Source organism: Bradyrhizobium sp. WSM4874 (assembly GCF_055811835.1).
Genome location: NZ_JBVVPR010000024.1, coordinates 1 through 22,959 on the forward strand (window position 1 = coordinate 1; position 22,959 = coordinate 22,959).

The following is a 22,959-nucleotide window of genomic DNA, read 5'->3' on the forward strand; positions in this document are numbered from 1 at the left end:
ATCTGGTCAGATGGCGCCGATAAAACCGAGGGCGCCGAAGTTCGTACTGCTGAGATTGGCAATGGCAATTGCGTTTTGAAGGATTTCTCCATTCGCGATGCGAGTCAACAGAAAGAGCCGGATTTCATTAGGTAAGCAGGCATGTCAGGCTACATCCGCCGCGCGCGAAAACTCGAAAGGTGGTCGGAAATCGCTACGGCCCATCTGCCCGCCAGAGGAAGGCCGCCGGGGCAAATCCACGCACCGCGGCAATGCCCAGCCCGTCCAGAGCCAACGCGGGTGCCCAGCCAAATCCCGTTGCGCTTCCCTGTCCGGCATGGGGGTCGCTGAGATCCAAGCGGCGGCAGCTGGCCGAAATGACGGTTTCTGGCACTAGCTGACCTGCCGCGCGCAGCCGGTGGAGGACCGCTGGTGACCGGACTTCTGAATACCGGCCGATGATGTCGCATGACAAGCCATGCACCTACGCTGATAGTCTTTGGCGGCCTTCCCGGCACGGGCAAGACAACAGTTTCTCGGGAGCTGACCAGACGTCTCGCGGCCACGTACCTTCATATCGATGCCGTTGAGCAGACACTACGGACCGCAGGTCATACGGTCGGCACGATGGGCTATGTGGTAGCCATCGCACTCGCGGCTGAAAATTTCGAGCTTGGTCGTGTCGTTGTCGCAGACTGCGTAAATCCAGTCCTGGTAAGCCGCGTCGGATGGCGACAGATCGCCGCTCAGAAGTCGGCATGCGTCGTTGAGATTGAAGTGGTTTGCAGCGACCTGATCGTGCATCGGCAGCGAGTGGAAACGCGCACCTCAGACCTCAGCGGCCTCAAGCTGCCAACGTGGGCTGAGGTAGTGAACCGAGACTATGAATCGTGGGATCGAGAACACCTGGTGCTCGATACGGCCGTTAGCTCGCTCGATCACCTGCTCGACGCATGTTCGCGCCAAGAGTGGTTAGTCTCCTCTTGGCCCGAAACAGGCGAGCCGAGCCGGTCGATTGATGTCCGTTGACGGGGGCAAACCGGAAGCCGGGTTTAGGGACCGTCCGGGTAGCTCTTGACCGGGGCGGACGCCACACCTTCCTATGTCCCGGCATCGTATAGTTCGATGGGCGCCCCAAGCCCCTTTAAGCTGTATGTGGTTCCCTCGCTTTGGACGATGCCCGTCGGACACCGATCGCGAACAGATTTCGTGACCAGTATCTGTCCTCCACGGGCAGCAGATTGCGCGCGGGCGGCGGTATTTACCACCGTGCCGATCGCGGTAAGGTCCCGATGCGAGTGACCGAACTCACCAAAGCTGACATCGCCGCTGCTGATGCCGATGCCAATGCTCAGGCTTCCTTCATCTAAGCCGAGTCCACTCACGAGGTCCGCGTGCCGGCCGCGCCAGCGTTGCTGCATCTGTCGGGCGGCTTGGACCGCCTGCGCTGCATGACCTTCTTGTCTGATTGGAAAATTGAAGACGGCCATGATGGCGTCACCAATCGTCTTGTTCAGCAAACCATCGTGCTGCCAGATTGCTTCGGCGCATTCATCGTAGAAAGCATCAAGGGTTGTAGACATCTCGCGCGATGTCACTGACTGAGACGCTGCCGTATACCCGCGCAGGTCCGCGAAGAGCACGGTTGCATCGATCGTGACGTTGCGGGCTTTCATGATTCGCGTAAAGGCGAGTTCGCAAAAGGTGCAGGTGTTGGGATTCATCCGGCTTGGTCGGAGGCCGAGAACGCGAAAGGGGATCGCTAACGGGCCACGTAAAACCACTGGGAGGTGCAGGTTTTGCCAGCATCCTTTGCAGATGGTCGAATGTTGCTGCAGGTCCATCGCATTCTTCTCACCGGCCGCCCATTTATTTTCATTCTAACAGACGGCCACGAAGATGCCGAATCCGGCATGTCCGAAATCCGGTCATTTTGACGAGAGAAACCGGAAATGGCCAGCTGCTGCGGTTCAATGGGCCTGCGAGCGTTGTGCGATCTGCTTGCGCAGCACATCAGCCCCATGGATGTTGGGCGGGCGTTCCGGCGAGATGTCTCGGAAGGCAGATCGGAAGTGGTTCAGTCTGGCCGGGGCTGTGCGTTTTGATCCATAACGGCCCTTGAACCGGTGCACGTGCTTAGAACGCCAGAACCTTGTGGTACCCTGCTCCACCCATTCAAGGTCTTCGGCATCGCGGTGCTGACGAGGCAAGTCATTTCGACTATCCTTCAATGCGGTCCATCAAATGGGCAGGACAAAGACCCACGAGGGCAGTTCAATGAGCACGGTAAAAAGCGCGCTGACGCAGAAGAGCGGCACCCTGATCCATGTACGTTCCAGCGACATGGTCATCGAAGCCTTGCGCCAGATGCGCGACAACCGGGTTCGGTCGGTGCTGGTCATCGACGACGACATGCTGGTCGGCATCGTGACTCAAGGTGACTGCGCCATCAAAGTGCTGCTGCCCGGGCTCGATGCGAGGCAGACGCCGGTGGGCCAGGTAATGACGGGCAAGCCGGTAACGATCAAGCCGGACGATCCGCTAGACGCCTGCATGGCGATTATGGCTGCGCGCGGTTTTCGCCACCTCCCAGTGCTGGACGCGGGCAGGGTCGTGGGCGTCATTTCGATCGGAGATGTTGTCAAGAACATCATCCGGGACTTGGAGCACAACGTGGACGACTTGATGGGTTACATCATGAAGGACGGCCCCGGAGGCTGACAGACAAACCACGGTGCCGTCGCCCTGCGTATGTCTGCTTGTGTGCCCGCTGCTGACCGTCGCCCGAAGAGCCGCAATTTCCGCTTTCCGGAGATGGGCCGACCAAGGTGAAAAAGCCTACCAAGGGCGGCTTGTGACCCGAACCGGACGTGAGTCGGTCTCAATTTGCGATAGCGAAGCTGGTTTGCCCTATCATTGTACTCGTTTTAGCCGATACGATGCTTCTTCCCGACGATGAGGGAGCCCATGAAGCGGCGAGACGTTTTTGGTGTTATTGGCGGAGCAGCAGCGTGGCCGCTGGCGGTATTGGCGCAGCAGCCCAAAAACGTACCTCGAATTGGGTTCCTAGTGACGGGTTCGCTTGAATCTCCCGAGGCGCGCGCAATTCTCGAAGCCTTCGATCAGGGACTACGCGAATACGGCTATATCGCTGGTCGAAACGTGTTCGTAGAGGTCCGAGCGGCGGACTTGAAGGTCGAGCGGTTTCCGGCTCTGGCAAGTGAACTGATGCGCCTTAATGTCGATCTTATCGTCGCATCGAATTCGCTCGCCGCGCGTGCCGTGCAGCAAGTGACCAGCAATATTCCGATCGTGGTGCCGGTTATGGGCGATCCTGTCGGAGACGGCCTCGTTGCTACTCTCGCTCGACCGGGAGGGAACATCACTGGTTTAACTTTCCTTGGACCGCAGCTTGTCCCTAAGCGCCTAGCCCTGCTCAAGGAAGCGCTACCCACGGCTTCGCAAGTCGCGGCGCTCTGGCATCCCGGCGCCTACGGCAAGCGCACGATGAACGACATGATGAACGAAGCAAACGAGGCGGCACTCACCTTGGCAGTGCACCTTCGACTTGTTGCTGTGCACGTCCCCGACGATTTGGATCGCGCGTTTTCTGCGGTTGCTGGAGAGCGTGCCGATGCCCTTCTCATATTTCCGAGCCCCATGCTTTTCAACCAACGAAAGCGCATTGTCGACCTCGCGGCAGAGCATCGGCTGCCTACAATGGCTATGGGCAAGGAGTTTGTACAACTCGGTGGGTTGATGTCGTATGGAGCGGACATTATCGACTCCAACCGGCGCTGCGTCGCCTACGTGGATAGGATACTCAAAGGCGCGAAGCCTGCTGACTTGCCAGTCGAACAACCCACCAAGTTTGAACTTTTTATCAACCTCAAAACTGCAAAGACATTTGACATCGAAATTCCTGCCGCGCTGCTCGCTCGCGCCGACGGGGTACTCGAGTGAAAGCAATTGGTCCGGAGTTGGTGGGAGCCACCAAGTTATTGGGGAACGGCCAGGTCGGTTCGTCGCGGCTTAGGCGTTTTCGTGGCTCCCGCGGACGACAATCCCAATTCCTCTTGATAACGTGGCTGGGATGAGCATTTCCCTCCAACCGGACACGTCGGAAGGACGGACGCTGGCGGCTTCCGCCCGGCCGGACGCGCCTGCTGTGCAGTCAGCGCCGCCGAAAGTCCGTGCCCGCCTGTTCGCCAAATACGTCGCGCTGTTCGTGGTCGTGGTGGGAGTCGCGCTGCTTTCGAACGGGATTTTCGAAGTTTTCTTCTATTACCGCGAGCACAAGGCGGCCCTGATCCGGATTCAGCACGAGCAGGCCGAGGCCGCCGCGGCCAAGATCGGCCAGTTTATTAAGGAAATCGAAAGCCAGCTCGGCTGGACCACGCAGCTACCGTGGTCGGCGGGCTCGCTGCAGGACCGGCGTTTTGATGCCCTTAGGCTGCTGCGGCAGGTGCCGGCCGTTACCGAACTGTCGCAAATCGACTCGACGGGCAAGGAGCGTTTGCGGGTCTCGCGCCTCGCCATGGATGTCGTGGACTCCGGCCTCGACCTGTCCAAGGATCCGAAGTTCACCGAAGCGGTTGCCAACAAGGTCTATTACGGCCCTGTCTACTTCCGCCGGGATTCCGAGCCCTACATGACTCTGTCGCTGGCCGGCACCCGCAAGGACGCCGGCGTCAGCATCGCCGAGGTCAATCTGAAGCTCATCTGGGAAGTGGTCTCGCAAATCAAGGTCGGCGAACGCGGGCATGCCTATGTGGTGGGTTCGGAAGGACGGCTGATTGCGCACCCAGACATCAGTTTGGTGCTGCGTAACACCGACATGTCGAAGCTGGTGCAGGTGCAGGCTGCCCAGGCCGGCAGTGCAAACGACGCCGATGCGCTGCAGGGCTCGCTGAATATTCAGGGCCAAGAGGTGCTGACAGCGTCCGCGCCGATCGTGCCGCTGGGCTGGACCATGTTTGTAGAGCTACCGGTCAATGAAGCCTATTCGTCGCTGTATCTGGCGCTGCAGCGCCTTTCCATCGTACTCGCCGGCGCATTGATCTTTGCCATTCTAGCCGGAGTTTTTCTGGCCCGCCGTATGGTTGGTCCGATCAGGGCATTAAGCGCTGGCGCGGAACGAATTGGCGATGGCGATTTCGCTCAGCGTATCTCGATCACGACCGGCGATGAACTCGAAAGTCTTGCGAATCAATTCAACAAGATGGGTACGCGGCTTCAGGAATCCTATGCGGACCTTGAGAACAAGGTCGAGCAGCGCACTTCGGAATTGAGCGAGGCACTGCAACAGCAGACCGCAACGGCCGACGTTCTCAAGGTCATCAGCCGCTCGACATTCGATTTACAAACGGTGCTCGATACGCTCGTGCAGTCGGCAGCACGACTGTGCGAGGCAGATGAAGGGCTCATTCTGCAACCCAGAGACGATGCCTTCGGACTGGCGGCAAGTTGCGGGCTTAGCGTTAAAAAACGGAAGTTTCTGGAAGCCTATCGTTTCACGGCGGGCGGAGCGACAGCAGTTGGACGCGCTTTGTCCGAAGCTAAAACGACAGTACTCAACGATGGTGTTTCGCCGCTGCGAGGAGATCCGGATCCAGCGCAATCAAGAATTGCTGTTCCGTTACTACGTGAAGGCGTGCCGATAGGCGTGTTCGTCCTGACGCGGCGGGAGAAGCGCCCCTTCAGCGAAAAGCAGATCGAGCTCATCACCACCTTCGCGGACCAGGCCGTTATCGCCATTCAAAACGTCCGGCTGTTCGACGAGGTTCAGGCGCGGACCAAAGAACTCGCACGGTCGCTCGAGGAGTTGCGCACTGCGCAGGACCGGCTGGTGCAGACCGAAAAGCTCGCTTCGCTCGGCCAGCTGACCGCTGGCATCGCCCATGAGATCAAGAACCCGCTCAATTTCGTCAACAATTTCGCTGCTTTGTCGGGGGAATTGATTGGAGAGCTGAACGACCTTCTGCAGCCGGCGGCGCTCGATGGCGAGACCCGCGAGGGAGTCGATGAACTCACCCTTATGCTGAAGGGCAACCTGGAAAAGGTGGTGCAGCACGGCAGGCGAGCCGATTCGATCGTCAAGAACATGCTGCTGCATTCCCGCGAAGGCTCGGGTGAGCACCGGCCCACCGACATCAACGCGATCGTAGAGGAAAGCCTCAATCTCGCCTTCCACGGCGCACGCGCCGAGAAGGCGGGCTTCAACATCACGCTCGAGCGCGACCTCGATCCCGCCGCGGGCCAGATCGACGTCTATGCGCAGGAGATTACTCGGGTCTTCCTCAACCTGATCTCGAACGGGTTCTATGCCGCCGCAAAGCGCAAGGAGACGTGTGACGAAAACTTCGAACCCATCTTGAGCGCCGTGACCAGGAGCTTGGGCAGCAAGGTAGAAATACGGTTCCGGGACAACGGCACCGGCATTCCTCCGGAGGTGAAGGAGAAGATCTTCAATCCTTTCTTCACAACCAAGCCGGCGGGCGAAGGCACCGGCCTGGGACTGTCAATGAGCCACGACATCATCGTGAAGCAGCATGGCGGTACAATCGACGTCGCCACCGAGCCCGGCGCATTTACCGAATTCATTATTACGCTGCCCAGAAGCAGGACAGCACCGACGACCAACGGAGGGACAATTGAGCGTTTACATACTCGTCGTGGATGACGAGCCCGACGTCGAGCCCATGTTTCGTCAGCAGTTCCGCCGCGATCTGAAAACCGGCCGCTTCCAGATGGAATTCGCCCCGTCGGCGGCCACAGCGTTGGCGCGTGCCGCCGAGGTCAGGGATCCTTCGCTGATCCTGATCCTCTCCGACATCAACATGCCCGGCATGAGCGGACTCGAGATGCTGCCGAAAGTACGTGCCCAGCGCCCTGATGTGCCCGTGATCATGATCACTGCCTACGGCGATGCCGAAACGCGCCGCAAGGCCATCGAGAACGGTGCGGTCGGCCTGCTGACCAAGCCGATTGACTTCGCGCTGCTCCGGATCGAAATCGATAGTCGACTGGGTCAAGCTGCATGACCGCGACTATCCTGGTCGTCGATGATGAGCCTGATCTCGAGGCGCTGGTGCTGCAGAAATTTCGTCGCCAGATCCGTGAAGGAGCAATGGCGTTCGTATTCGCGCGTGACGGCATCGAGGCGTTAGCATCGATTGAGCAGCATCCGCATGTCGACATGGTGGTATCCGACATCAATATGCCCAGGATGGACGGGCTGTCGCTGCTGGCCAAGCTGCAGGAGCCGGAGGACAAGAAATCGACCATCATCGTCTCTGCTTACGGCGACATGAGCAACATTCGAACGGCTATGAACCGCGGTGCGTTCGACTTCCTGACCAAGCCGATCGATTTCGACGACCTTGAAATGACGATCAACAAGACCATCAGTCACGTCCGGACGATGCGCGAGGCCCGCCGCCGCCAGCTCGAAGCCGAACGCGCTCACGCCTCGCTATCTCGTTATTTTTCGCCACAGATAGCGAGCCGTCTCGCGGGGATAGGCGACGGCGACGGTATGGAGGTGCACTGGCGGGAGATTGCAACTATCTTCACCGACGTCACCAACTTTACCCCGCTCATAGAGACTGTAGCTCCGGGAGTGCTGGGCGCGCTACTCAACGAATATGTGGGCGGTATGACTGATGTGGTGTTCGCTCATGAAGGCACAGTCGCCAAGGTGATAGGTGACGCGATCCAGGTGCTGTTCAATGCTCCAGGCGAACAGCCCGACTATGCCCAACGAGCCATTAGCTGCGCTCATAACCTCGACATCCGAGCCCAAATGTTCCGAGAACGCTGGAAAAAAAAGGGGGTTGAGTTTGGTGCCACGCGCATCGGTGTCCATGCGGGGGCCGCGCTGGTCGGCAACTTTGGCGGCAGTCGGTTCTTCGACTACACCGCCTACGGCGATACCATCAATACCGCAGCCCGGCTCGAGGCAGCCAACAAGTATCTCGGCACCCGAATTTGCGTCAGTGCAGCGGCAGCCCAAGCCGCCGGCAATTTTCAGGGACGACCCGTCGGTGAAATTATGTTGCGCGGACGCAGCGAGCCGCTCCGTGCTTTTGAGCCGCTTCAGGACGTGGCGTTCAGGGCGCCTTCCACCGCGCAATATGTCGAGGCCTTCGCCAGGCTGGAGGCCGGCGATGCAACGGCGATGCCGGCCTTTGCTGCACTGGTCGGCCTGCATGCCGACGACGCGCTGGCCGGATTTCATCTCAAGCGGTTACTCAACGGTGCCAAGGGCACCCGCATTCAGTTTGAGTAAGAGTCCCGCACCGCGCCCAAAGATTGTCCACGCTTCAACAATTATTTGGCGGCATTAAGATCTCGATGGCAGGCGCGTCCACCTTCCTGTTTCCTTAGTCTCGCGACAACCGCTCTGGCGCATCAGCGCAGTAGCCGCGCACCTCGTGAGGTCAGCTTAAGAAGGCAAGGGCGGACTAGAGTTGCTCCGCTCAACTCCCTCCGCACTTTGGCCGAAACGTCTTCTTGGGATCGCAACCGCGGCTTTCCTTATAAGCTGTTCCATTCTCCGTTTTTTAAGCGCAAGGTGCTGCGTCACCGGCAATCCCAACAGGATGATCACATGAAGCGGCGCGAGTTCGTCTCGTTATTCGGCAGCGCCGCTGCCGTTTGGCCGCTTGCGGCGTGGGCGCAGAAGCCGATGATGCCAGTCATTGGATTCATCAATGGCACATCGCCGCAGGGATATGGCCACTTCGTCGCGGCATTTCGCCGTGGGCTTGCCGAAACCGGCTACGTTGAGGGGCAGAACGTCGCGATCGAGTACCGGTGGGCGGAAGGCCACTACGATCGGCTGCCGGCGTTGGCGGCTGATCTGGTTGGCCGGCGCGTCGCCGTTATCGTCGCGACAAGCACCCCTGCGAACCTGGTGGCAAAGAAGGCAACCGCGCAAATTCCCATCGTCTTTACGACCAGCAGCGATCCTGTTGAGTTAGGGCTTGTTGCCAGCCTGGACCGACCCGGAGGCAACGTGACCGGCGCGGTCACGTTGAATGTCGAGGTGGTTTCAAAGCGGCTGGAGCTGCTTCATGAACTGCTCCCGAACGCAAGCGTTGTTGCCGCGCTGGTTAACCCAGTGAATCCCAACGCGAAAACTCAGTCCGAGGCGTTGGAAGCGGCGGCTCGCAGCATCGGGCTGCAACTCGATACGGTGAATGCAACAACTGAAGGCGAAATCGATGTAGCTCTTGCAGAACTCGGTGAACGAAGGAGAAGTGCTCTTCTCGTCGACACGGATGCGTTTCTATTCAGCCGGCGCGCCCAACTCGTCGATCTGGCAAAACGCTACGCAATTTCCACGATTTTCGACAGGCGTGAGTATGCCGAGGCCGGAGGGCTGGTGAGCTATGGCGGAAATGTTGAAGATGTCTATCGTCTGGCGGGCACTTACACGGGTCGGATCCTAAAGGGCGACAAGCCGGCAGATTTGCCGGTAGTACAATCCACGGCAGTTCAGCTGATCGTCAACCTTAAGACCGCGAATACGATCGGCATAACCGTCCCGATGTCATTGCTCGCGCGCGCCAATGAAGTCATCGAATAGACCGCTTCTGGAGGGGCAGAGCATGTCCCGACTGGCGCGAAGGTTGAGGTCCAAAGAGTGCCAAACCTCGACCCGAGCTAAGCGTGTTTGAACCAGTCTGCTGCGCTTTAATCAGGATTTGCCCGTGACCGACTTAGCTCAGAATACAGCAGCGGGTGCTTCCGAGAGGTGAGCCAAAGAGAGGCCGTGCGAGCTCGGCAAGGCTCTTTTCGACTCCAAGTTGACCCTTTTCTAGCAGTGGCCACCTCATTCATGGAGCTGAGTCCGCTTTGACCCATCCAGACGTCGACGATAGCTTAAGCAAAGAAGGGGTGAGGAGCGTCTCCTGTTCCTTTCGCCTTCATAACCGCGACGCACTTATCGATTTGCTCATCCGACATATTTAGTCCGAATTCACCGCGCAGCACGTCTCTGAACTCGTTCTCAGTCGCCAGCCAGCGCTTCTCCGCATGCCCCTCTGCGTCCCGGACGGTAACGCGCGCGTTGTACATGGTGATGCGGCTCCTGTTCGGCCCCGGCCTCGCCACGATGATATTCCCTTGGTAAGGGGTTTCTGGATGGGTCGCCGTGTACCAATTGGTGATCTCGTATTCGCTATCGTAACGTGGATAAGGAATGACCCGATAAATGTGCTGCCAGCCATGCTTAAGCCGCGCCTGGAGCGTCAGCTCGCCGCCAACATCGATAAAGCGCATGACCTCGTGGGGTGTCTCTTGTTCGATTTGCGGCACGAGCCTGAGCGCGCAGGTCGGCGCGAGGTTACCGAACCCGACGTCCGCTAGATAAGTGCCTTCAGGAAAATCCACTTTCAACAACATGTGGATGGCTGGGCGCGGTGCGTCGATCTCCAGCCCCCGCACGACACGCCCTTGTAAGCTTGTGATGCTATAGCCGAGCGACCGAAGTCCGGCTCGGAAGAGCATGTTCTGTTCAAAGCAGTATCCCCCGCGTTTACTGGCAATCATCTTCTGTTCGAGCGTATGCACGTCGAGTTTGGGCGGACGCCCGAGCATGATATCGAGCGTTTCGTAGGGGATTGAGTGCGAGTGTGCGAAAATAAGTTGATCTAGAGTCTCAAGCGTTGGTGTGAGCGGCCCAGCATAGCCGATGCGCGCAAGCCAGGCTTTCTGATCGAGGTGTGCGTCGGACATCTCGCTTACTCCGGGTGTCTGGCACGCATGTTGCCATTTTTTGGGCCCGGCGTCCCAGACCGCCTCTGTGCGCTGCCCGAGGCCGGGATGGCAGCTTTTGGCCGATCGCTTCCTTTGAAGCGGTGCTGCTGCATGTCGGCTGACAAGGGCTGCCAGAAGTTTGCGGCCGAGCGCTCGACCTTAGCGGACATGCATCTGCGCGTTCGTGTGCGGTGTTCATCCGAGTCTATCGAACTGATAGCAACCAGGCGGAGAATGCGCGAATGATCCTTTCGCGGGGATGGCTTGTCCGGCGGACGACGTGAAAGCGATATCCGGGTAAACTTAGGTCAAATACCCTTACAAGCGCGCCGGATGCAAGTTCGGCTGCCACAAGCACGTCGCTAAAAATCCCCACACCCTGGCCCCCGACGACCGCCTCGATCGCGTGAAGCTCCTCTCGAAAACTCAGATGCTGCATGTCCGTGAAGTCGGGCAGGTTGCGCCACCTGCGCCTGGCGACGGAGAGCCATCGCTGCCAGGTAGGTGGTTCGATATCAGACGGAAACCAATAGGAATGAACGAGGACATGCTTCCGAAGATCGGCCGCATTTTTCAGCCGGCCTCCGGCGGGAAGCAAGTCAGGGCTGCAGACTGGCCAATACGTGTCGCTCAAAAACTCTTCTGCAATGCCCTCTCGCGGCGCTTGGCGGGAGGTGGCATAGCGGATCGCCACGTCCGCGTCTCCCGCAGACAAGTCAATGATAGTGTCGGTGCCGATGATATCAAGTGGTGCATCTGGGCGCTGTTTTCTCCAGTGCGGCAGGCGTGGCACAAGCCATTGAGCGGCAAAAGCGTTCGTTGTCGTGATACGAAGGGCCTGTCGATCGTCCTTGCGCCTGATCGTGCTGAGCGCGGTGGCGAACCCTTCGAGACCGTCGCGTACGACTGGAAAGAGCCGAGTGCCGGCATCTGTCAACGACAGTGGTCTCGGTCTGCGCCGGAACAGCACCTTCCCGCAATATCGCTCCAGTAACCGGACTTGGTGGCTGATAGCAGTCGGCGTGACGCCGAGTTCGGCCGCAGCTTTCTTGAAGCTGAGGTGTCGCGCGGCAGCCTCGAACGCGCGGAGCTCGATAAGCGGCGGCAACTTGGTCATGTCTCATCCTAGATGAATAGGATTCATCTTCAAGCCAAATTCTTTGAGTTTGCCTTCCGCGCGATGAGGGTGTGAGAAGTGATGGAGCACAAACGAAGGGACAGCGCACGATGACGGTGGTTCGATCGGTTGCCGCTGAGGCGGCGGAGTTTGGCAAAACCTTTCGCGGCACGCTTATGCGGCCGGGAGATGCGGGCTACGAGGAGGCAAGAAAGGTCCACAATGGGCTGGTCAATAAGCGGCCAGCGCTCATCGCTCAATGTAGCGATACCGCAGATGTCGCCGATGCGATCAGGCTCGCGCAAAGACTTGGACTCGAAGTTGCGGTCCGCGGTGGCGGTCACAACGTGGCGGGGCGCGCAACGATCGACGGCGGGGTGATGATCGATCTGTCGCTGATGAAGGCAATCAAGGTCGACCTGGAACGCCGAAGGGTTCATGCACAGGGCGGTGTCACCTGGGCGGAGCTAAATCGCGAAACCCAGCGGCACGGCCTGGCCGTTACGGGAGGAATCGTATCGAGCACCGGAATCGCGGGGCTGACCCTTGGCGGCGGTCTCGGCTGGCTCATGGGCAAATACGGCCTGGCTCTCGACAACCTTGCCTCACTTGAGCTGGTCAATGCACTGGGCGGATTGATACGCACCAGCAAGACGGAGGAGCCGGACCTATTCTGGGCGGCGCGTGGCGGCGGCGGCAACTTTGGCATCGCCACCACCCTGGAATATCAGCTGCACTCCGTAGGCCCCACCATCACGGGTGGCCTGATCGCATACCCGTTCGATCGCAGCCGTGACGTGCTTTCGCTGTATCGCGAGCGCACGTCGTCGCTCCCGGACGAGCAGATCCTTTTCGCCACGCTGGCTCATGCGCCTGACGGCTCGGGCGTGAAGCTGGCGGCGATGGTGACGTGTCATTGTGGGTCTCTCGCAGCCGGCGAACTGGCGATGCGCCCGCTCAAGCAGTTCGACACGCCGGCGATGGACGGGATTGGGCCGATGGCGTACTGCGAGCTCAACAGCATGCTGGATACAGCATATCCGAAGGGCGCGTTCAACTACTGGAAGTCGACGTTCCTGCGAGAGCTCAGTGATGACGCCCTCCGGACAATGATTGACTGCTTCGCGCGCTGCCCAACCCCCATGGGGCAGCTTGTTATCGAGCACATCCACGGTGCTGCAGCTCGCGTCGGCGTCGAGGAAACGGCATTCCCGCATCGCCAGGAGGGTTACAACTTCCTGATCCTAACTCAATGGCTGGATGTCGCGATGACCGATCGCTGCATCGCCTGGACGCGCGATACTTACGCGCAGATGGAGCCCTTCGCAGCGAGCGGCAAATACGTCAACTATCTCGGTGATGATGAAGGCATGGATCCGGTTCCTGCTGCCTACGGATCGAACTACCGTCGCCTTCGCGAGCTGAAGAGCAAGTACGATCCCAAGAACTTTTTCCGAATGAACCAAAACATCAGGCCGTCAGCGTGATTGAAATGCCGTCTGTTGCGGGCCAAAAGGGGCGATATCGTATATGCCTGATAGGCGATGGCTAATTCTGCTCGTGCTTTTTCTTGCACGCACAGCGCTCGCAATTCAGTTCCAGGCGGTGGCTTCCGCCGGCCCCTTCCTTATCGCAGCGCTGGTCATCGATTATGCCGCGCTTGGGCTTTTGATCGGTCTGCATTCATTGCCTGGCGTGGCGATTGCGATACCAGGCGGGGTGCTCGGTCAAAACCTCGGCGCCAAGCGTGTCGCGCTCACCGGTCTTTTCCTGATGGCAGTGGGTGGCACTGTCATGGGGTTTGGTCAATCGTTTCTATTGGCGGCGGTGGGGCGCACGGTGCTCGGTGGGGGAGCCGTACTGTTCAACGTATTGGCCACGAAGATGGTCGCAGACTGGTTCTCGGGACGTGAAATCGCGACCGCCATGGGTACGCTGGTTTCAAGTTGGCCACTTGGCATTGCGCTCGGACTACTGGTTTTCGGATCACTTGGCGCGGAGCACGGCTGGGCCGCGATTATGCACGCGAGCACAATGTGCGTGCTGGCGGGATTTGTATTGGTCGCGCTATTTTATCAGGAGCCCCCAGGAGTAACGTCCTCATCGCGGATGAGACTCAAACTTGACCTCAATCGGCGCGAATGGACTCTCGTTTGTATAGCCGGCGCGATTTGGGCACTGTTCAACGTGGCCTACATTGTAGTGGTCAGTTTTGGGCCAGAGTTATTTGGGCGGCATGGCTTCTCGCTGGTGCAGGCAAATTTGGTCGTGAGCTTGATAGGCTGGACGCTGATTCCAGCGATCCCTCTAGCGAGTGCTTTTGTCGAACGATTCGGACGTCCCGACCTTGCAATGCTGGCATCGTTCACAGTCACAGGAGTTGGCTTGCTGGTAGTGCCATTTGCGTCCGGCGTCGGCTTACTTGCTGCGTTTGCTCTGATCGTGCTCGGTATGGGAGTGCCGCCCGGACTGATTATGGCACTTCCCGCTCAGGCGTTGCGGCCCGAGGCGCGCGCGGGCGGGATGGGCGTTTACTACACATGGTACTATGCAGCGATGGCGATCTTGCCAACAGGAGCCGGACTTGCTCGCGACTACGCGGGAAGTGCCGCTGCGCCAATGGTTTTTGCCGCGGCGATGTTGATCTTGTGTGTTCTAGCATTGATCCTTTTCCAAGCCGCTCAGGGATCGTCAGAGCAATAACTTAGACCACGTCGGAAAGGTCTGCTTTTGGGCCTACCGCCGAAGTAGCGGTGGCGCGCCAAGAGGTCCGCTCAGCGAGGCATGGCGGATCGGATTCGCTTGCGTTGAAATCTTCGCATTCTGGACCCAAAGCCGACCTGTGCAACGCTCCGACTGAGGTCTGCCGCGGACCCTCAGCGAACATGAGCAGCTGAGGCCATTCCCACACTGCAATGAGCCTATCCGATCAATTGCACTGCTTGGCCGTTAGCCGTAGGCTACCCAAGGGGCTAGGCCGACGGAAAAGCCATGGTTGTCGACACGCGCTATGTGACGAGCGGCGAGGTCTTCGTCGCGTACCAAATATCCGGACAGGACGGTCCGGATTTGCTCATGACGCCCGGCTTTGTATCGCATCTTGAGCTGTCGTGGGAGAATCCCCATGCGGCGCGCTTCCTTAACGAACTCGGCTCGTTCTCGCGACTGATCCGCTTCGACAAACGCGGCACGGGTCTCAGTGATCGTGGCGTCGGTGTCCCGCATCTCGATGAAAGGATCGACGATATCCGCGCCGTGCTCGACGCCGCGGGTTCTAAGAGGGCGTACTTGTTCGGTGTCTCGGAGGGCGGGCCGATGTCGATCCTGTTCGCGGCGACTTATCCTGAACAGGTCGCCGGTCTCCTCCTGTTCGGCACGTATGCGCGCACGGTGGGCGCCTCCGTTCCGTTTGACGATTTCGCGGGATTGGAGCGCGATATCCGAGCCAACTGGGGAACCGGCAAGAGTCTGCCCAGTTTCTCCCCGTCTTCAGCCGCAGTTCCCGGCGCCATGGAGCGCTTCGCTAAGTTCGAGCGCTCGGCGGCCAGCCCGTCTGATGTGATCAACCTGATGCGTATGAACCGCGAGATCGATGTAACGGCCATCCTGCCGTCGATCCATGTTCCTACGCTGGTTATGCATCGGCGCGACGATGTACGCATTCGCGCACTCGCCGGCCGCGAGCTTGGAGAGGGAATTTCTGACGCACGCTACATCGAACTACCGGGTAGCGATCACCTTCCATGGTCAGGAGATCAGGATCGGCTTGTCGAGGAGATCAGACAGTTCATGGGTGTGTCCGCTACTGCCGTCGAGGTTGATCGCGTCCTCTCGACTGTGCTGTTCACCGATATCGTCGATTCGACAAGGAGGGCCTCGTTGGTGGGCGACAGGCAGTGGCGTTCAACTCTGGAAGCGCATCATGCGGCGGTGCGTTCCGAACTGGAGCGGCATCGCGGACGCGAAGTTAAGACGACAGGCGACGGATTTCTGGCACTGTTCGACGGCCCGGCGCGCGCCGTCCGCTGTGCCCAGAGGATCGTCAACGCGGTGCGGCCGCTCGATCTCGAAGTGCGGACCGGCGTCCATACCGGTGAGGTTGAAATGATGGGCGACGATGTGGGCGGCATTGCTGTTCACATCGCAGCACGTGTAGCTCAGCATGCGAAAGCGAGCGAAGTTCTGGCGTCGAGTACGGTGAAAGACCTAGTGGCAGGCGCTGGGCTCAAGTTCGTCGATCGCGGACCGGCCGAGCTGAAGGGTCTTTCCGAGCCCATGCGCCTATTCGCAGCCATCGCCTGAATGAGTTCCGGGGTCGCCGATTCCGCCTTAAAAAGCTGAGACGCCATCGCCCGATGTCCCCCTTATGGCCCATCTGCGACCTCGGAGCCCACCGCTCTTGGGCCGATGTTGGCGGTAAAGCGGACATCAGGCGGCCAGCAGCATAGTGAGTACATGCCCTTCCGACGCCGGACCGCGAAATAGCTTGTTAGCATGTGCGTGTGAAGCTTGAGGCGTGCCGATTACCGCTGATTACGGCACATGGCATGGGAATGCACGGCCCCGGCTGTTTCTCCCAACCTGCGGCTGGGGCCGTTTAAACGTGCGTTGCATCGTTCAACCCGGTCCACCACCATGTTTAGAGGTATTGCTATCGCGCTATTTGGGCTGACCATTCTTTCGCAGCTCGATCAGGCGCTCTTCTATCGTCGAAATACTGACCTGCGCGCAGGCTTGTGCGGGAGATTAGTCGCGGTTTTGAGTTGTAGGTGAGCCGTGCTGCGTTCATTCGGGCGGGGATGCGAGCGCTACTTCTTCAACAGTATCCCTATCCTTCGCGCCATTCGCCTCACCGATCCTGCGTGACGACCCAGCTCGGCTGCGATCTTCGATACGCCAGCGCCTGCCCGGGCAAGCTTGGACAAGTGCTGGACCTCGCGATCAGCCCATTGCTTTGGCTTTTGTGTTTTCATGATGCGGCGCTCAAACCTGCCGCAACTTAACCATTGCGCCTGGTTGCCGGCACTTGGGAAATTTACGGGTGGTGCCGGCCACCACGAGGCTAAGCGGTGCGGCGGCTTTCCAAAACGACAAGTCAACGATATCATTACGAGCACATCATCGTTTGACAGCGCACCTATAACTTATCGACGCTGAAACTGCGTTGTGTAGCCGCACGGATATCGTGCAGCACGTGCGAGCGTCATGTCGCTCACATCGACCTTTTCCATCCATGGAAAGAAGACCGGGGGATGGTGGTTTTTCCTGACCGGATCCGACATCGGGTCGCACGCTGCGGGATGCCTGCGGTGACTACATCGAACCTATGGCCGTCGATTCGGACGAAGCCGATCCGGACGACGATGGCGACGATGATGAAATCTGACTCGCAGCGCCATTTTCGCTTAAGTCAAAAGTCCGGCCATAATGATCTTTAAGGCAGCTGAGAATTGCGATGGCGGACGCTCTTTCGCCTCGGGGCGGGGCGTTTCCTCTGCGGGCGACCGCGGATGGTGGAGCAAGCGCGCGTTCCAAGGCGTAATTGCGTGATCAGGCCAGGGCTGAAGAGGTCCTTCTCTCCGCGCCGAGATTCCTTCCCTGTATCGTTCGCGAGCACCGCATGTGCAGCAAAAGGCGTCAGAGCACAAAGGTTTCAACCAGGGCGAATGCCTAGCCGGAACATTGCGCCAAATGAACAGCGTTGGCGCTCGAAACGAAAGCCAACCGCAGCAAGCGCGTATCGAGTCGCGGCCGGGGTCGGGAAAAACAAAAAATTAGTTTTGACGCATAATCATAATGACTCCAACGTAAAAACAAAAAATAAGGTGGGGAAAACATGGGAGGCTGGAATGGAAACCGCACAGCGCTTGCGCGCGATGGCCGCGCTCTGTCGGCAGAGTGCCGCGCTTCATCCTGACAGAAGCTGGAAACTGCTCGCCGAGGCAGAATACTGGGAGCATTTGGCTGCGGCTCCTCTCCCAACCGACATTGAAGGCTGTTTCACCCCTGGTCAGCATGACTTAGCTGCTGCCTAGCGCTTGCCATTTGTTGTTTCGAAAATCGGATTGGGATAAATGAGTATTCTTTGGGGGCCAGTGGATGACTGCGTGTATCAACGAACGGCCGATGTGTCCCGTATGCAGACACCGGATGGCATTGGCGCGCATCTCTCCCGGCAAGTACGGATTCGAGAAGCGGACGTTCGAATGCTCGACCTGCGAACGTACCGAGACGGCGTCGTTCGCTGTGGATCCAATGAAGACAGATGCGGTCGGTTGGCTTGCAGGCGAATTGAACCCGCCTCGGTGAGCTTGGGTGCAGTTGGTGATGCAGCCGGATGAATGTCCAATCGGCAGCACGAACGTTGTGCTATCGTGAGTACAATGGTGTGCCGGGACCTGGGTGGCGTTTCCGGATTGCAAGAGCATCGAGCGCAGTGCGATAGATTTCAGCGTTACTGTGATCTCGAACCCGAATTGCGGAATTGTGGGACATCAGTTCTGGTCGCACCAGCGTGAGCTCCGCCGCGAGACGTTCTGCTTGGTCCGCCGCTCCTTGTCGATCTTCTAAGATCATTTTACGCCCTGATGTTGACATGTTGCATCGATGCGCTGGGGGCTAGGGACGATCTCGCGGACAAGTTCGATTTTGCATGGTCGGTAGCCCCGGAATGTGCGGCTCGATACCCGTGACGTTACCGCCAGAGCGAAGCTTCGCTCGCACTCATGCCGAGATGGACTGCGAACTCCGATACGAAAGTCCACCCTTTTCTCATTTGGAAGATCAGCGTTATGGCGATTGAGCGCACGTTGAATCGCCACTGCGCCCGCGCTGCTTGCAGGGGGCTACTGTATCCCGCAATGACGCTATCACCAGCACCACCAAATATCCGTGCTGCGTGTTCAGAGATAAGGTCGGAGATTGTGCACCGATAGCCGCCTATAGTTTGCAGAGTGCCTTCCTCGGCGCGGCCATAAATTCACTATATCCGGCGAGATCTGCTGCCAGAATTGCAGCCAACCGTCGCGTAAAGGTCGTTTCAATGCTGTCCGGCAATCCTCACCGAGAGCACTCTACCTGATCCGCGCGTGGACAAAGGTAATGGACTCGGCCGCGCCGACGCCGTCAGTTCTATTGCGCTGCGGGAGCAATGCTGCTCATTCGGGGTCTCTGCTAAGGCGACGCATCGCGGCTCCTCGTGTGAACAGCAGTATCGCCGTTAGATGTTCGGCGTTTGCTCTCTCGACTCGGCGGCACAGCGAAGTTGCCAAACCCGAGAAGGAGCTCTAGTGGGTTGCGCTTACAGCAAGTTCAAATCTCTACTCGCCCAGTTCTTCCAGCAACGCCTTGCCTTCCTTCAAGTCGCGCAGGTCGAAGCCCTCACTGAACCAACCGTAGACCGGCGCAAGAAGACGGCGGGCTTCAGCGCGCTTGTCTTGATCGCGCCAAAGCCGGGCCAGGCTGAGGGCGGAGCGAAGTTCCCAGAGTTTCGCCTCCTGTTGGCGCGCAATCGCGATGGCGTAGCGAAACTCGGCCTCCGCTTCGGCCTCGACGCCCGGCCGAGCCGTCAGCATCAACTCGCCTCGTCGCCGATGCAGCTCGGCCTCGAACCATCGAACCCCCGATTTCTCGCTTAGTGCCAAGGCGTCGGATAGTTGGCCAAGCCCGGTTTCGAATCGCGCTGCTTTTGCCTCTGCCATCGCGAGCTGGGCGAGATAGAACGGAAGGATCCATGCTGCGCCGGACGCCTGGAACCCCTCGATACCGCGGCGCAGTAAGTCCACACCCGCCTCGGCGTCGCCAGCCTCCGCCAAGGTCCAGCCGCGATATGCCGTTCCCATCGCGAGAAAGAAGGCAAAGCGCTGCTCGGTGGTAAGAGCAACTAGCTCCTCTGCCTGTCGTCCAACCATGCCCGCTTCATCGAGGACGAAATGCAATCGGCAGGCGACGCTCAGCGCGAATGCGAGGCTGATCGGGTGCGACGACTCGCGCGCCTCTGATAGGGCGTCACTGCTCTGCACGCGCGCCTGATCGGCGAAGCCAAGAAGACCACACGTCAGCGAGAGGAACGAAAGCATCGCCACGCGGGCGTTTTCTGCGAACAGAGCCGTCAGAGAGCGCTGCTGCGCCGGATCGTAGAGGGCGAGCCCCCGCTCAAGATGGGCGCGCGCTAAGGCCAATTGTCCGCGATGAAGCCAGCTATCGCCGACTGCCCGATGACCGGCGACAAGAATGGCCGCATCGTTCTGTCGTCCGGCCAAGTCGAGCAGGTCCTCGGCGATGCGATGCGATCGGTCCGTTTCACCGCGCACGTGAAAATGCACGAACTCGCCCCAGAGTGCCTTGAGCAAGTTCGGCCTGTCGTTCAGTAACTCGCAGAGGCGGCGCGCCCGTGCGTAAGCCTTGCCGGTCTCTTCGGCCGCATGGCCCTTCGCGGCGATCAGCGCGCCGCCGAGCGCGAGTTGAAGTTCGGTTTCAGTGCCCTGGCGCCCGGGCGTATCCGGCAGATGAGATAGCAGATCGAGCGCCTTTCGCATCTGCGCGATTGCTTCTGTCATTGCCGATCGAGACTTAGAACGCTCACCGGCCTCCCGCCAGTAGGAAACCGCCTTTTGGATCAGGCCCGCATGCCCGCAGTGGTGCGCGAGAATCTCCGGTTGCTCTTGGCTGCCCGTAGCGAGTCTCTCCTCGAGCGCGCCAGCGATCCGCGCGTGAAGTTCGCGGCGTTGGCTGCGCAAAAGGGTGCCGTAGGCCGCATCCTGCACCAGTGCGTGTTTGAACAAGAAATTGGCGTCGGGCGGTTCGCCACGCCCAAACATGAGCCCCGCGTTGATCAGCCGGTCGAGCGCCGCCCGCAGCTCGCTGTCCCACCGCTGTACGATCGCGGCAAGCAGATCGTAGGAGAACTCGCGGCCGATGGCCGCGCCGACTTGCGCAACCTCCTTAGCTATCGGACCGATCCGGTCGAGCCGCGCCATCAACGAAGCATGCAGCGTGTCCGGCACAGCTAGTCCGGGCGGCGGCGCGAATGAAATGGCTCGCGTGCTCCCCTCCGGGCTCGTTTCGAGCACCGCTTTGGTCAACTCCTCAACGAACAGCGGCACGCCATCCGTTCGTTCAGCGATTTGATTGACGATCTCGGTCGGCAGCGTCCGGGCGCCAGCCACGCTCCGGATCAGCGCGGCTCCCGAGTTCTGGTCAAGCCGGTTCAGCACGAGCACGCTGACGTGCGGCTTCCCGGTCCATCCCAACTTGACCTCGGGGCGGCAGGTGACCAGGACCAAGACCGGTAGGTTTGCTATGCGATCGACCGTCCGGTCTAGCAGCTCGCGTGACGTCGGATCGATCCATTGCATGTCCTCGAACACGACCATGATTGGACGTCTTTGCGCGAGAGTTTCAAGCTGGCGAACCAGAGCGGCGAAGCTTCTCTCCTTCTTCTGTTGCGGCGTAACGGTAACCGGAAGGTAGAGATCACCGTCCGGAATCGACAGCAACTCGGCCAGGATCGCCACGTCCTCGTCGGACGACAATGCCGGGGATAGCAGCAATCGGAGCTTGTCGAGCTTCGCCCGCGGGGTGTCCTCACGATCGAAACCAGCCGCTCGCTGCAGTTGGGCGATGAAGGGATGGAGCGCACTTTCCTGATGATGTGGCGAGCAGAAGTAGCGCAAGAAGGTGTGCGGCTCGCGTTCGATACGTTCCTGGAGAGCCGCGACCAAGCGCGACTTGCCGATCCCCGCCTCGCCGACGAGCAGCATTACTTGACCGGTACCCGCCCGCGCACGGAGCCAGCATTGCTCCAGCCGCGCGAGTTCTTCCTCACGCCCAACCAGCGGGATGAGGACTGAAGGGTGCAGCGCCTCGAAGCGGCTTTCCGCCGTTCCCTCATGCAGCACCCGCCACGCTTGCACCGGCGCGGCGAAGCCTTTCAGAGCCATCGCGCCGAGATCCTCGTAGTCAAAGAGCCCGCCGATGAGCCGCCGCGTGTCCTCAGCGATTACCACCCCATCCGGTTCGGCGAGCGCTTGCAGTCGAGCGGCAAGGTTCGGCGTCTCGCCGAGCACCGCCTGTGTCTCCGCAGCTTCGCTGCCGATGAGGTCACCTACGATGACGAGACCTGTCGCGAGCCCAAGGCGAACCCGCAGCTCGAGCTCGGGCGGTGCTCCTGGCGCCTGCCTGGTGGCGGCGATCTCAAGCGCAGCGCGCACCGCGCGTTCGGCATCGTCCTCATGCGCTGACGGATGGCCGAACAAGATGAGCATGCCGTCGCCGATGTAGCGGCTTATAGTGCCACCGTACTCGCGGACGACCGCCGCCACGCTATCGCGGTACTCGGCGATTATGTCTCGTAGATCCTCAGGATCGACCTTTGTGGCAAGCGCCGTCGAGCCGACGAGGTCGCAGAACATCACCGTGAGCTGGCGACGCTCGGAAGAACTTGGGGCGGATGACGAGCTCGAGTGCTCCGTGACCCATGCCGCGGCGAGCGTCGAATCGCCGGCCGCAGCTGCTACTCGCGGCCCTACCATCGCCCGCAGCGCGGCACCGCAGTCGCCGCAGAACCTCTTGCTCGACGGATTGCCGGCGCCGCAAGCAGGGCAACGGCAGTGCAATGGTACGCCGCAATCGTCGCATACCCTCCTTCTCTCTGGATTGACTCTGCCGCAACTTGGACAATCCATGCCGCACCCGATCGAATTGCCGAACTATTTGAGCTCACGTCGGTCTAGGGGCAGATATTCAGATGTATATGAAGATGCTCCTTGTGAGTTGGCTACCACGCGCCAAGGACGATCAAACTCACAATGATCAAGAAGCAGACACAGGCGATAGTCGTAGGGAAAATGAGCCAATCGGGTGTCATTATTGTCTCCCGAGCGGTTGTCTCAAAAGCTTACGCTGGCAGGCTAGACGAGAATTATGAACTAGCTAACACTCGGCAACTCAAGCCCATTTTCAATCTAAGCAGGCCCGCTGCAATCCGACTCGACCCAAACGTGAACTTGTGGGCGATCAGCAACTGCCAGCAATCTGTGGCACCCTACAATTAGCACGCGCCAAGTCGATGAAGTCCTCGCGCAGGCCAACAACCAAGC

At 59.5% G+C, this 22,959-nt stretch carries 15 protein-coding genes; 11 read left to right on the forward strand and 4 right to left on the reverse strand.

Annotated elements, in window-relative coordinates; translation table 11 throughout:
• The first annotated feature begins 447 nt into the window (after positions 1-447).
• On the forward strand, positions 448-1,008 hold the full coding sequence (locus AC0L3P_RS23500) for a P-loop nucleotide/nucleoside kinase family protein (RefSeq protein WP_275170215.1): 561 nt from the start codon (positions 448-450) through the stop codon (positions 1,006-1,008).
• Between the two features lie 71 nt (positions 1,009-1,079).
• On the opposite strand, the gene AC0L3P_RS23505 is transcribed toward AC0L3P_RS23500, so the two are convergent.
• Entirely contained in the window at positions 1,080-1,823 is a 744-nt protein-coding gene (locus AC0L3P_RS23505) for an adenylate/guanylate cyclase domain-containing protein (protein ID WP_275170216.1), read from the reverse strand.
• Positions 1,824-2,256: 433 nt separating this feature from the next.
• Here AC0L3P_RS23505 and AC0L3P_RS23510 point away from each other — a divergent pair, with 433 nt between their 5' ends.
• The 6 genes from AC0L3P_RS23510 to AC0L3P_RS23535 all read left to right on the forward strand — a co-directional run bounded on the left by AC0L3P_RS23510 (position 2,257) and on the right by AC0L3P_RS23535 (position 9,571).
• Positions 2,257-2,700 (forward strand): CBS domain-containing protein, encoded by a 444-nt coding sequence (locus tag AC0L3P_RS23510; RefSeq protein ID WP_275170217.1) that lies wholly within the window; start codon positions 2,257-2,259, stop codon positions 2,698-2,700.
• 246 nt (positions 2,701-2,946) lie between these two features.
• Positions 2,947-3,942 carry an ABC transporter substrate-binding protein gene (locus AC0L3P_RS23515; protein ID WP_275170218.1) on the forward strand — a complete coding sequence of 332 codons (996 nt, stop codon included), beginning with the start codon at positions 2,947-2,949 and terminating at the stop codon, positions 3,940-3,942.
• A gap of 130 nt (positions 3,943-4,072) precedes the next feature.
• Positions 4,073-6,661, forward strand: coding sequence for a sensor histidine kinase (locus AC0L3P_RS23520; protein WP_275170219.1), 2,589 nt, complete (start codon positions 4,073-4,075; stop codon positions 6,659-6,661).
• Entirely contained in the window at positions 6,633-7,022 is a 390-nt protein-coding gene (locus AC0L3P_RS23525) for a response regulator (protein WP_275170220.1), read from the forward strand. The genes AC0L3P_RS23520 and AC0L3P_RS23525 overlap by 29 nt, the downstream gene beginning before the upstream one ends.
• A complete protein-coding gene (locus AC0L3P_RS23530; RefSeq protein WP_473305474.1) occupies positions 7,019-8,269 on the forward strand; it encodes an adenylate/guanylate cyclase domain-containing protein in 1,251 nt (416 codons plus the stop codon). Before AC0L3P_RS23525 ends, AC0L3P_RS23530 begins: the two co-directional genes overlap by 4 nt.
• Before the next feature lie 321 nt (positions 8,270-8,590).
• Entirely contained in the window at positions 8,591-9,571 is a 981-nt protein-coding gene (locus AC0L3P_RS23535; RefSeq protein WP_275170222.1) for an ABC transporter substrate-binding protein, read from the forward strand.
• 296 nt (positions 9,572-9,867) lie between these two features.
• Here AC0L3P_RS23535 and AC0L3P_RS23540 read toward each other — a convergent pair whose 3' ends face one another.
• A complete protein-coding gene (locus tag AC0L3P_RS23540) occupies positions 9,868-10,722 on the reverse strand; it encodes an arylamine N-acetyltransferase family protein (protein WP_275170223.1) in 855 nt (284 codons plus the stop codon).
• Between the two features lie 226 nt (positions 10,723-10,948).
• Positions 10,949-11,860 (reverse strand): LysR substrate-binding domain-containing protein, encoded by a 912-nt coding sequence (locus AC0L3P_RS23545; RefSeq protein ID WP_473305481.1) that lies wholly within the window; start codon positions 11,858-11,860, stop codon positions 10,949-10,951.
• Between the two features lie 110 nt (positions 11,861-11,970).
• Between AC0L3P_RS23545 and AC0L3P_RS23550 the strand changes: the two genes are divergently transcribed.
• From AC0L3P_RS23550 to AC0L3P_RS23565, 4 genes are all read left to right on the forward strand, one after another.
• A complete protein-coding gene (locus AC0L3P_RS23550; RefSeq protein WP_473305484.1) occupies positions 11,971-13,347 on the forward strand; it encodes an FAD-binding oxidoreductase in 1,377 nt (458 codons plus the stop codon).
• Between the two features lie 43 nt (positions 13,348-13,390).
• Positions 13,391-14,563, forward strand: coding sequence for an MFS transporter (locus AC0L3P_RS23555; RefSeq protein WP_275170226.1), 1,173 nt, complete (start codon positions 13,391-13,393; stop codon positions 14,561-14,563).
• A 288-nt stretch (positions 14,564-14,851) separates the two neighbouring features.
• Entirely contained in the window at positions 14,852-16,162 is a 1,311-nt protein-coding gene (locus AC0L3P_RS23560) for an adenylate/guanylate cyclase domain-containing protein (RefSeq protein WP_275170227.1), read from the forward strand.
• A 1,547-nt stretch (positions 16,163-17,709) separates the two neighbouring features.
• The gene (locus AC0L3P_RS23565) at positions 17,710-17,895 is read left to right on the forward strand and encodes a hypothetical protein (RefSeq protein ID WP_275170228.1); all 186 of its coding nucleotides are present in this window, start codon (positions 17,710-17,712) and stop codon (positions 17,893-17,895) included.
• Positions 17,896-19,179: 1,284 nt separating this feature from the next.
• Here AC0L3P_RS23565 and AC0L3P_RS23570 read toward each other — a convergent pair.
• Positions 19,180-22,545 (reverse strand): AAA family ATPase, encoded by a 3,366-nt coding sequence (locus tag AC0L3P_RS23570; protein WP_473305487.1) that lies wholly within the window; start codon positions 22,543-22,545, stop codon positions 19,180-19,182.
• Positions 22,546-22,959 lie beyond the last annotated feature (414 nt).